9 protein-coding genes are annotated in these 10,801 nt (G+C 74.7%); 4 read left to right on the forward strand and 5 right to left on the reverse strand.

Translation table 11 applies throughout. The features are described 5' to 3' along the window. Positions 1–132 precede the first annotated feature (132 nt). The 4 genes from lhgO to ACWD3O_RS26460 form a co-directional block, all read right to left on the reverse strand. On the reverse strand, positions 133–1,350 hold the full coding sequence (gene lhgO, locus ACWD3O_RS26445) for an L-2-hydroxyglutarate oxidase (RefSeq protein WP_451417603.1): 1,218 nt from the start codon (positions 1,348–1,350) through the stop codon (positions 133–135). Positions 1,351–1,593: 243 nt separating this feature from the next. After that, positions 1,594–2,544, reverse strand: coding sequence for a VOC family protein (locus ACWD3O_RS26450; protein WP_451417604.1), 951 nt, complete (start codon positions 2,542–2,544; stop codon positions 1,594–1,596). A gap of 11 nt (positions 2,545–2,555) precedes the next feature. Beyond that, complete coding sequence (locus ACWD3O_RS26455; RefSeq protein ID WP_451417605.1) at positions 2,556–3,674, reverse strand: 4-oxalomesaconate tautomerase; 1,119 nt, start codon at positions 3,672–3,674, stop codon at positions 2,556–2,558. A 47-nt stretch (positions 3,675–3,721) separates the two neighbouring features. Next, positions 3,722–4,372, reverse strand: a complete 651-nt coding sequence (locus ACWD3O_RS26460; RefSeq protein ID WP_451417606.1) for a GntR family transcriptional regulator — start codon at positions 4,370–4,372, stop codon at positions 3,722–3,724. Positions 4,373–4,526: 154 nt separating this feature from the next. Between ACWD3O_RS26460 and ACWD3O_RS26465 the strand changes: the two genes are divergently transcribed. From ACWD3O_RS26465 to ACWD3O_RS26475, 3 genes are all read left to right on the forward strand, one after another. Beyond that, positions 4,527–5,054 carry an NUDIX hydrolase family protein gene (locus ACWD3O_RS26465; protein ID WP_451412239.1) on the forward strand — a complete coding sequence of 176 codons (528 nt, stop codon included), beginning with the start codon at positions 4,527–4,529 and terminating at the stop codon, positions 5,052–5,054. 154 nt (positions 5,055–5,208) lie between these two features. Beyond that, entirely contained in the window at positions 5,209–5,448 is a 240-nt protein-coding gene (locus ACWD3O_RS26470) for a hypothetical protein (protein WP_451417607.1), read from the forward strand. Positions 5,449–5,946: 498 nt separating this feature from the next. Further along, positions 5,947–8,997 carry an AfsR/SARP family transcriptional regulator gene (locus tag ACWD3O_RS26475; protein WP_451417608.1) on the forward strand — a complete coding sequence of 1,017 codons (3,051 nt, stop codon included), beginning with the start codon at positions 5,947–5,949 and terminating at the stop codon, positions 8,995–8,997. Positions 8,998–9,096: 99 nt separating this feature from the next. Here ACWD3O_RS26475 and ACWD3O_RS26480 read toward each other — a convergent pair whose 3' ends face one another. Beyond that, a complete protein-coding gene (locus ACWD3O_RS26480) occupies positions 9,097–10,347 on the reverse strand; it encodes a saccharopine dehydrogenase family protein (protein ID WP_451417609.1) in 1,251 nt (416 codons plus the stop codon). A 152-nt stretch (positions 10,348–10,499) separates the two neighbouring features. Here ACWD3O_RS26480 and ACWD3O_RS26485 point away from each other — a divergent pair, with 152 nt between their 5' ends. Next, positions 10,500–10,649: a hypothetical protein gene (locus ACWD3O_RS26485; RefSeq protein ID WP_451417610.1), complete on the forward strand. Its 150-nt coding sequence runs from the start codon at positions 10,500–10,502 to the stop codon at positions 10,647–10,649. Positions 10,650–10,801: the final 152 nt, after the last annotated feature.

Genomic DNA, 10,801 nt, shown 5'->3' on the forward strand with positions numbered 1-10,801 from the left:
CCGACGAAGCGGGCCGCAACCCCCAACCGAACAGGCGGCAACCCGAGTCGGCAAGGCGGGCGGCACCGGAGCCGGCCCGGGCGGCGGCACCGGCCCGGGCGGCGGCCCCGGGCCGGACGGCGGTGCCCCGGGTCAGGCGGAGGGGGCGCGGTCCAGGACGGCGTCGGCGATGTGCTCGGCGATGGCCATGGACGACGTCGCCGCGGGCGAGGGCGCATTGCGCACCGCGGTGACCGGGCCGAGGTGGTGGACGACGAAGTCGTCGACCAGCGACCCGTCACGACCCAGCGCCTGGGCCCGTACCCCCGCTCCCGCCCGCACCACGTCGCCCGCTCCGACGCCGGGGACGTACGCCTCGGCGGCCTTCATGTAGGCCCGGACCGACAGGGACCCCCGCATCTCGCGGGCGCCGGTGCGCCAGTGCTTCCGGGCCAGCCGCCAGGTGCCGGGGAAGGCGGCGACCCGGGCGAGCTCCCGCGGATCGACGTCGGTGAGTCGGTAGCCCTCGCGGGCGAAGGCGAGGACGGCGTTGGGGCCGACCTCCACGGAGCCGTCGACCCGCCGGGTGAAGTGGACTCCGAGGAACGGGTAGCGCGGGTCCGGCACCGGATAGACCAGGCCGCGCACCAGGCCGGCCTTCTCCGGCCGGATGGTCATGTACTCGCCGCGGAAGGGGACGATGCGCGGGTCGGCCCCGTCGCCGGCGAGCCGCGCCACCCGGTCGCTCTGCAGGCCCGCGCAGATCACCAGGCGGTCGACGTGGACCAGCGACTTGCCGTCCTGGGAGATCACCTCCACGGTGCCGTCGGCGCCCTCGCGGATCCGGCCTACGGGGAAACCGAGGCGGATCTCGCCCCCGGCGTTCTCGACGTCCTGGGCGAAGGAGCGGGCGACGGCCGTGTAGTCGGTGATCGCGGTGCGCGGGGAGTGGATCGCGGCGAGCCCGGCGGCGTGCGGCTCGACCTCGCGGATCGCCGCCCCGGGGATCTGCCGGACGCCGGGCACCCGGTTCTCCAGGGCGTTGGCGTACAGCGCCTCCAGCCGCGGGACCTCCTCGGGGGTGACGGCCACGACCAGCTTGCCGCACTCGTCGTAGGGCAGACCGCGGTCCTGGCAGTACTCCCGGAGCAGGGCCACGCCGCGGGTGCACAGGGTGGCCTTGAGGCTTCCGGGGCGGTAGTAGATCCCGGCGTGCACCACGCCGGAGTTGTGGCCGGTCTGGTGGACGGCGATCCGCCGCTCCTTGTCCAGCACCACGACCCGGGTGCCGGGGCGGCGCGCGGCGATCTCCCGCGCGGTGGCGAGGCCGACGATTCCGGCGCCCACGACGCCGATCGTTTCCTCGGGCATCGGCTCTCCTTCCTGACGGCCCGGTGCGACGGTCCGGTACGACGGTCCGGTGCGGTCCGGGGACCTCGGACGATCCTCTCCCGACAGGGGGCGGAGGGGGAAGATCGCCGAAGCGCCGCGGCGCACGCCCCTCCACGTACCCCGTGCCGCGCGCCCCTCCCCCTTCCTTTGCGCGTGCCCGTGCCGGTGCCCGTGCCCGCGTCCTGGCGGGTGGGCGCGGTGAGGCGTCCGCCTGCCGTTGTCTCAGTCCACCGGCGGGGTGCCGTGGGTGTGGAAGGACTCGATGGTCCTGAGGCCCCATGCCTGGCCCTTGGCGCGCTCCGCCTCGGTCCAGGTGATCAGCGGCCAGTCGGGGGCGAGCACCAGCCGGGTGAGCGGGTTGCACAGCTCGATCCGGTTGCCGCCGGGCTCGTAGACGTAGAGGAAGAACGTCTGCTGGATGGCGTGCTTGTGCGGGCCGGTCTCGATGAACACGTCGTTGTCGAGGCACAGGTCGGCCGCCCGGAGGATGTCCTCACGGGTGTCGGTGGCGAAGGCGATGTGGTGCAGCCGCCCGGTGGACCCGGTCCGGTCGGAGGTGTGGACGAGGTCGTACGACTTGTCGGTGAAGGTCAGCCACTTCGCGCCGATGGTGCCGTCGTCGAGCTGGATCTGCTCGGTCGGCCGGGCCCCGAGCACGTGCTGGACGTGGTCGGCGTTGGCGGCGACGTCCCGGGCCAGGAAGTTGACGTGGTCCAGCCGCCGCACGCCCACGCCCTGGCGGGGCTTGGCCTGCGGCTGGTTCTTCAGCCCGGGCCTCAGTTCCGGCGGCGCCTGGTACCACTCGGTCTCGTAGTACAGGGCCAGCTCGTGGTCGTCCCGGTCGGTGGTGACGTACATCGGGCCGATGCCCGGCTCGTCCTCGACCCACCGGCCGTCCAGGCCGGCCTCCTGGGTCGCCGCGACCCGGCGCCGGAGGGCCTCCTCGCTGGAGCCGCGCAGCGAGGTGCGCCGCACGCCGGGCTTGTCGGCCGCGGTCAGCACGAGGCTGTGGTGCTCGTAGTCGTCGAAGGTGCGCAGGTAGACGGAGTCGCCGGAGCGGCCGTTCTCGGTGAGTCCGAGGATCTCGGTGAAGAACCGGGCGCTGCGTTCGACGTCGGGGGTGAGCAGTTCGACGTGCCCGAGGTGGGCGATGTCTCCCAGCGGCGGAGTCATGGTCCGTCTCCTTACGCGTGACGTGCGGGGGTGGCCGCGGTTCCGGCGGGGCGGGGGAAGACCGTGCCGTCGAAGATCTTGCGGGCGGTGCGGACCACCGCGGTGCGGCGGGCGGCCGGCGGGGAGCCGTGGGTGCCCTGGTCGACGGCGGACTCGAGGTCGAAGAAGCCGGTGGGGTGTTCGATGCGCACCCGGTCGCCCTGGTCCGGGAGGCGGGCGATGCCCTCGCCGACGGATCCCGCGAGCCGGATCCCGGCGGCCACGCCGGCGGCGCCCAGGACGCCGATGGAGGTGTGGCAGCGCACGGGGATGAAGGTGCGGGTGGTGACGGCCCCCTGGTCGGAGCGGGGCGGGGCCAGCAGCGTCAGCTTGGGCACGGTGGTGTGCTCGACGTCGCCGAGGCCCATCAGGTGGCCGGCGGCCAGCCGGATCTCGCGCAGCCGCGCGGCGAGTTCCCGGTCGGCCTCGAGTTCGGCGGGGCTCTCGTAGCCGGTGAGGCCCAGGTCGGCCGCGGCCATCAGGACCGTCGGCATGCCGTTGTCGACGCAGGTGGCGCGAACGCCGGCGATCTCGTCGCGGACCTGCCCGGTCGGCAGCAGCGGACCGGCGCCGGGCGGGAAGTCGACGACGACGGGGGCGGCGGCGCCGGGCACGCCGGATATCTCCGCGTCGCCGGCGTAGGAGACCCGGCCGCCGGGGGTGGGCACCCGGGCGACGGCGTGGTCGCCGCTGTTCACCATGCGGATGCGGACGGCGGTGGTGCCCTCCCCTCCGCCCTCCCCCGCCGGGACCAGGCCGCGCTCGACGGCGAAGGGGCCCACCCCGGCCAGCAGGTTCCCGCAGTTCTGGCGGTCGGAGACCTCGGCGGCGTCCACCGCGACCTGGAGGAAGAGGTAGTCGACGTCCGCGGCGGGGTCGGTGGAGGGCGCGACCACGGCAACCTTGCTGGCGAGCGGATGACCGCCGCCGAGCCCGTCGATCTGCCGGGGGTCCGGGCTGCCCATCACCCGCAGCAACAGGTCGTCCCGCTCGGCGGGATCCGCCGGCAGGTCCGCCGCGAGGAAGTAGGCGCCCTTCGAGGTGCCGCCGCGCATCAGCATGCAGCGGACCTCGTCGTACCGGCGGGTCATGGTCCAGCCTCCTTGGACAGGTTGCGGACGCCCTCCCGCCGGGGCGATCACTCGCGCAGCGCGGCGATCACACTCGTGAGATGGGCGCGGACGGCCTGGTCGGCCGCCTCGGGGTCCCTGGCCGTCACCGCGTCGATGATGGCCAGGTGCTCGGGCAGGGACTGCTGCGGCCGCCCCGGCCGCAGCGCCAACTGGAAGCGGTGGCGCACCAGTTGGCCGTTCAGGCGCTCCAGGAGCTCGTGGGCGACGCTCTGCCCGGAGTACTCCCTGAGCAGGGAGTGCAGCTCGCGGTTGAGCTGCGAGTAGGTCATCGCCTCGCCCTGGGCCACCGCCTCGGACATGTCGGCGCCCAGCCGGCGGAGCCGGTCGAGCTGTTCCTCGGTGGCCGCGAGGGCCGCCTTGGCCGCGCACAGTCCTTCCAGGACCATGCGGCACTCGGTGATGGCGACCGCCTCCTCGACGCTCACCACCCGCACCCGAGACCCGCGGTTGCGGATCCGTTCGACCAGTCCCTCGGCCGCCAGATCGATGAGGGCGGCCCGAATGCTCGCGCGGGTGACACCGAACTGCTCGGCGAGCTCGTTCTCCACCAGCCGCTGGGCCGGGACCATGTCACCGCGCAGGATCGCGTCCCGCAGCAGCTTCGCGGCACGCTGCTTGGCCTGTTCGCCGGTGCCCGGCCGAGCGCTCGGCTCCATGTGCCCTCCCTGAGTGCGAGTCGACCGTAGAGCCCGCCCGACCGCATTGTCAACAATTTTGTTTGCACTGAGTTCCGGCCCCTCGTGCGGGGTTCCTCGGCTGTGCCATCCCCCTGGACGGACCAAGGAAAGTATGATCGCCAGCGTGTCTGACATGACCGAAACCACGCCCGGTTGGCTGACCACCGACGAACTCGAACTCGCACGCGCCCGGATGCCGATCCTGTACGTCGAGGCGGTGCCCGTGCGCGTCGACGACAGCGGGGAGGTCACCAGCGTCGGGCTGCTGCTGCGCATCGGCCCGGACGGAGCGGTGACCCGCTCCCTGGTCTCCGGCCGCGTCCTCCATCACGAACGGGTCCGGGACGCGCTCCTGCGGCACCTCGAGAAGGACCTCGGCCCGGTGGCCCTCCCCCGGGTGCCGGCCTCGCTGCAGCCGTTCACCGTCGCGGAGTACTTCCCCACCCAGGGCGTCACGCCGTTCCACGACCCGCGGCAGCACGCGGTGTCGCTCGCGTACGTCGTCCCCGTCGCCGGCGACTGCAGACCCCGGCAGGACGCCCTGGACCTGGTCTGGTTCAGCCCTCAGGAGGCCGCGTCGCCACTGGTGCAGAACGAGATGCCGGGCGGCCACGGCGTCCTCCTCAAGCAGGCGCTGGCCCACATCGGCTGCGTCGGCTGAGCGGGTCCGGGCTCGCGGGGCCGGCGTCCCCTCGACCCTTCTGAGCTCGGCGTTCCCCGTTTTCGGGCAGGCGCGGCGGGTACCCGCCTGCTGCGCCGAGCCCGCCCGGCCGGGAGTCGGGCGGGCGCCCGGAATCTCGAGGATGGGAGCGAACATGGCGGGATCCGAGAGCCCCGACGAAGAGCGGAACGACGCCGAGGAGCGGGAGGCCGGGACGCCGGACCGGGGTCCCGGCGCGCACTCCGGGCTGGAGCAGGAGGCGCAGGAGCGCGTCGTCCCCGGCACGGCGAGCGCCACCGAGGGTTACAGCGGCGGCGGCACCGGCGCCGGCGAGCCCCTGAAGGGCGTCGAGGACGAGGACGCCGCGGAGGACGGGAAGGACTCCGACTCATGAGACCTGGGCAGGGCCCTCACGCCCACGGCCGGGACACCTCGAGCGAAGGTGTCCCGGCCGTGGCGTGCGTACCGGGCTCGCCACGGCCGGGACGGCGCCCCGCCCGGAGCCGGCGGACGCGGCTGGGTAGGCGGACGCGGCCGGAAACCGCTTGCTCCGCCGTGTGCCGGGGCCCCGGGACGACGGGCGGGCCGGGGACTCCGGGAGCCGCGTTTCCGGCGGTCAGGCTTCCGGTTGGCGGGGTCCGGACGGCCTGCGTGGTCGCGGACGTCCGGTGCGGCGACCGATGGCAATGTGGCCGAAAGGCGGCGTGGGACCCACCGGCCGGGGCGGGTGGCGGCGCGTGTCGCTGCGCGTTCCCCGCGGGAGGGGCCGCGGCGGCGTTCGCGCCGAGGCGGGAAATCGCCGTCGATGACAAGGAGTGACAGTCCGCCCCCTCATCGTGGCCGGTTCGTTGTTGTAGCGTGGCCGCCCTGACTCAGGTCGTGGGGGGGACCGTTGAATCAGTTCGTCTTCCGCATGCTGGGGCCCTTGGTCGTCCAGGCCGACGGGAACTCCCTGCGCATCAAGGGCAGGCGGCAGTCCACGGTGCTGGCGATGCTGCTGCTGTCCGCGGACCGGACCGTGTCCGTCGACACCCTCGTGGACGCCGTCTGGCCGGACGACCCTCCGGCGACCGCGCGCAACCAGATCGCCATCTGCGTCGCGACCCTGCGCAAGACCTTCAAGGAGGCCGGCGAGACCGACCTGGTCCGCACCTCTCCGCCGGGGTACGTGCTGGTGAGCGGCGACCACCGCATCGACGTCGTGGAGTTCCTGCGGCAGGCCGAACGCGGGCGGGACGCCGCACGGCACGGGCGGGCGGACGAGGCCTGCCGGCTGCTGGAGGAGGCCCTGAGCAAGTGGCGCGGCCCGGCCCTGGACGAACTGCCGGGCGAACGCATCGAGGCGGAGGCCGCGCGGCTGGAGCAGTTACGGCTCGACCTCATGGAGGAGCGCGCCGGGCTGATGCTGGAGCTGGGGCGCCACCGGGTCCTGACCGGGGAACTGGGCGAGCTGGTCGCCCGGCATCCGCTCCGCGAGCAGTCGCGCGAGCATCTGATGCTGGCGCTGTACCGCTCCGGGCAGCGCGCCGAGGCGCTGGAGGCCTTCCGCCGGGGCCGGCGGCTGCTCAACGACGAACTGGGCATCGATCCCGGCCCCGGACTCCAGCAGTTGCACGACCTGATCCTGCGGGACTCGCCGGAACTGACCCGGCCGCCCACCGTGGCGCCGGACGGCCCGGCGGCCTCGGTGGGCCCGGTGGGCGGGGTCGAGGCGGCACCGGCCCAGCTTCCCGCGGACGTCCGGCGGTTCACCGGGCGGCAGGAGGAACTCGGCGCCCTGGACCGGCTGTTGAAGGAGCCGTACCGGCCGCACGCGCCCGCGGTGGCGACGATCGCCGGCGTCGGCGGGGTCGGCAAGACGGCGCTGGCGGTCCACTGGGCGAGCCAGGCCGCCGACCGCTTCCCCGACGGCCAGCTCTTCGCCGACCTGCGCGGCTACGACGAGGGCTCCCCACCGGTCTCCCCCGCCGCCGTCCTGGACCGCTTCCTGCGCGCCCTGGGCGTGCCCGCCCCGCACATCCCGGAGGACGCCGACGAGCGGGGCGCCCTGTTCCGCAGCATGCTCAGCACCCGCCGGACACTCATCGTCCTCGACAACGTGCGGTCGTTCACCCAGCTGAGACCCCTGCTCCCGGGCGGCGGCCGCAGCGTCGTGCTCGCCACCGGGCGTGAGGCGCTGGACGACCTGACTGGGGACTACACGGCGCTGCGGATCAGACTGGGCGTCCTGGCGCCGACCGAGGCGACGACCCTGCTGACGAAGATCGCCGGGGCGGAGCGCTTCGGCAGCGACCCGGTGGCCCTGGAGCAGCTGAGCGCGCTGTGCGACTGCCTGCCGCTGGCGCTGCGGATCGCCGGGGCGCGGCTGGCCGCCAAACCCGGCCTGACGGTGCGGGGGCTGGTGGAACGGCTGCGGGACCAGCGGCGGCGGCTGGACGAGCTGAGTCCGGAGGAGGGCGGGGTGCGGGCCGGTTTCCGGCTGACGTACCGCGACCTCACGCCGGACGCGGCGCGGATGTACCGCCGGCTCGGACTGATGCGCACCGCGGACTTCGCGGCCTGGGTGGCCGCGGCCACGGTGGGCACCGACCTGTGGCACGCCGAGGAGCTGCTGGACCAGCTCGTGGACGCGCAGTTGCTGGAGGTGATCGAGCCGGTGCCGGGCCGGGCGGCCCGCTACCGGTTCCAGGACCTGCTCCAGCTCTTCGCCCGTGAGCGCGCGGAGGCCGACGAGACGCCGCGGGAGTGCGACGAGGCGCTCGAGCGGGTCTTCGGCGTCTGGCTGTGGCTGGCCGAGGAGGCGCACCGGCGGCTGAACGGGAACGCGTTCCCCGTCGGCCGTCCCGCGGAGCCGGCTCCGGAGTACCTGAGGGAGGGGGCGCAGGAGCTGCTGGCAGCGCCGCTGGACTGGTTCGACTCCGAACGCGGTCCCCTCACCGACACGGTGGTGCACGCGGCCGGCACCGGTCGGGCGCGGTACGCCTGGGCGCTGACCGAGGCAGCGGTGCCGCACTTCGAGACCCGCAACTACCTGGAGGACTGGCAGCGTTGCGCGGACGCGGCGCTGTCCGCCGCGCGCCGCGCCGGTGACCGGACCGGTGAGGCCACCATGCTGCGGCTGCTGGGCTCGCTCGCCATCTACCAGCGGCGCTACGAGCAGGCCGAGGGCTGGAACATGGCCGCGCTGCGCCTGCTGAAGGGGACCGGCGACCTCCACGGGGCGGCCCTGGCCGAGCGGAACCTGGCCATGTGCGCGCGGTTCCAGGGCGACTGGGAGCGGGCCCTGGAGTCCTGCCGGGCCGCGCTGCACGGGTTCTCCCGAACCGGCGACATCCGCAACCAGGCCCATCTGCTCGGCTACCTGGCCCAGATCGAGCTGGACCGCGGCGAGACCGAGCAGGCGCTGCCGCTCGCCGTGGAGGCGGTGGAGCTGAGCCGGCGGGCCGGTTCGGTCCGGGCGGAGACCCAGGGCGTCTACCGGCTCGCCGAGGTGCGGCTGCGGGCGGGGGAACCGGAGGAGGCCGCCGAGTCCTTCCGTGAGGTGCTGCGTCTGGCCCGCAAGGAGGGCGACCGGGTCGGTGAGGCCCACGCGCTGCGCGGGCTGGGCGAGGCCCAGTGGAGCCTGGGCCGGGCGGCGGCCGCCGGACACACGCTGCGGCAGGCGCTGGAGATCACCAAGGAGCTGGCCGACCGCTTCCTGTACGCCCGGGTGGAGACCGACCTGGGATGCGTGGACGCGGTGGCGGGCGACCACGCGGCGGCCGCCGAGAGGTTCGAGCGGGCCCTGGACGTGCTCGGGGAGGTGGGCGCGCAGCCCTGGCGGACCCGGGTGCTGGCGCTCCTGGCCGCGGTGCGGGACGCGGACACGCGGACGGAACGTTCCTTCACGCCGGGCGAGTTGCGGCACCTGCTCACGGGCGGGGCCGGCCCGGCGGAGGAGTGAGGCAGGCCGCCGCCGGCGGGCGTGCCCCGGCCGGGCGTGCCCCGGTCGGGGCGGCCGGCGTCCTCAGCTGCGCCCGGCGCCACCGCTGCCCCGGTGGGATCAGTCGCCGATCCGTTCCGTCGTGAGGGTGAATCCGGCGGCGCGCAGGCGTCCGGTGAGGGCGTCGGGCATGGCGGTGGCCGGGGTCAGGACGCCGGCGGTCGCGGGGAGGCGCGGTCCGTCGAGGGCGAGGGCGAGTCCGCTCTCGCCGAGCATCACCGCCGTGGCCTGGTAGCCGGGGTCACCCTGCGCGGCGCACAGGGCCCGGTAGCGGGCCCCGGTGGTGGTGCGGGTGACGGTGGTCATGGTGAAGTGCCCGTCGGCGCGGGCCTGTTCGTCCGGCCCGGTGCCGGGCGCGGGCGCGATGCGGCGCAGCGCCTTCAGCCCCGCTCCCCGGGCGACGAGGGGTCCCAGCGTCTGGTAGGCCACCATCGCCGCGGCGACCCCGGCCGCCAGGACCGGCGCCGTCCGGGACCTGCCGGTGGACATGACCTCGCGGTAGCGGAAGTCCGGCCCGTAGGCCCCGTCGAGCAGGGCGGCGCTGCGGCGCACGATCTTCGTGTTGTGCGAGGCCATGATGAAGGTCGTCACCCATCCGGACAGGCTCGGGTCCACCGTCCGGGCCCGGCGCAGTGCGTGGTCCCGCTGGGGTCCGAGGCCGGGTTCGCGCGCACGGTCGGGGCTGAGGGCGTAGGGGTCGGCGAGGACCCGCCCCAGGGTCCGGTCGCGGGCGACGGTCTCCAGCTGGGTGATGCCGGAGTCGACGGTGCCGCCGCTCATCCCGCCCTTGAGCGCCGCGACGAGGGTGGTGCCGGTCATCAGGCCGGCGTCGTCGTCCCGCAGCCGGCGGTGGAGGAGGTAGGCGTTCAGGTCGGAGGGGACCGAGTCGAACCCGCAGGAGTGGACGATCTTCGCACCGGACCGGGCGGCGACGTCGTGGAACCGGTCGACGCAGTCCCGGACGAAGAGCGGCTCCCCCGTGAGGTCCGCGTAGTGGGTCCCCGCCTCGGCACAGGCCTCCACCAGGGGCAGGCCGTGGCGCGCGTAGGGGCCCACCGTGGTGACGACGACGGTGGTCCGCCGTGCCATCGCCGCCAGGTCGGCGGGGCTGCCCGCGTCCGCGACGACGGTCGTCCAGCCGCCGGCGCCGTCGCCGAGGTCGTCCAGGACGGCGCGCAGCTTCTCCGGTGAACGCCCCGCCAACGCGATCCGGGTACCGGCGGGGGCGGCGCCGGCCAGGTACCGGGCGGTGAGCGCCCCGACGAAACCGGTGGCGCCGAACAGCACCAGGTCGAACTCGCGCCCGCTCATCCGGTGAACTCCGTTCCCTCTGTCCCTCCCGCGGCGGTCCGCGGCGGATCCTCCGCCACGGAGCCTTCCACGGAACGGCGGCTCCTGGACACCCCGGCGGCCCCGGCGAGATCGCGTCGGCGGCCGCCCCTGCGCGGGAAGGTCACGGCCGGGTGCCGGCGGACGGGTTCGTCGACGCCTTCGTGAGCATGGTCGAAGAGCTGCTCTCCGAGCAGGGAGCGGACGGGTACCGCAGGCACTGGGGCCACCCGTTCCCCGCTGAGGAGTGGGACGGGCTGCCGCAGGCGTGCGCCGCCCGCTGAGCGGACGCCGGAGCCGCGGCCGGTGGAACGCGGAAGGTCCGCCCCCGTGCCGGGCGGACCTTCCCCGGTGGAACCGGCCCCGGGGGGGAAGCCCCCCGGCCAGTGGGCCGGTAAGGCCGGGTGGTTTTCGAGGGGGGTTTGGAAACCCCACC

The sequence above is a fragment of the Streptomyces sp. NPDC002640 genome, from assembly GCF_053592575.1.

Bases quoted from the DNA above. Each gene is read 5' to 3' on its own strand.
- lhgO (WP_451417603.1), bottom strand. From the start codon at position 1,350: ATGCCCGAGGAAACGATCGGCGTCGTGGGCGCCGGAATCGTCGGCCTC.
- ACWD3O_RS26450 (WP_451417604.1), bottom strand. From the start codon at position 2,544: ATGACTCCGCCGCTGGGAGACATCGCCCACCTCGGGCACGTCGAACTG.
- ACWD3O_RS26455 (WP_451417605.1), bottom strand. From the start codon at position 3,674: ATGACCCGCCGGTACGACGAGGTCCGCTGCATGCTGATGCGCGGCGGC.
- ACWD3O_RS26460 (WP_451417606.1), bottom strand. From the start codon at position 4,372: ATGGAGCCGAGCGCTCGGCCGGGCACCGGCGAACAGGCCAAGCAGCGT.
- ACWD3O_RS26465 (WP_451412239.1), top strand. From the start codon at position 4,527: ATGACCGAAACCACGCCCGGTTGGCTGACCACCGACGAACTCGAACTC.
- ACWD3O_RS26470 (WP_451417607.1), top strand. From the start codon at position 5,209: ATGGCGGGATCCGAGAGCCCCGACGAAGAGCGGAACGACGCCGAGGAG.
- ACWD3O_RS26480 (WP_451417609.1), bottom strand. From the start codon at position 10,347: ATGAGCGGGCGCGAGTTCGACCTGGTGCTGTTCGGCGCCACCGGTTTC.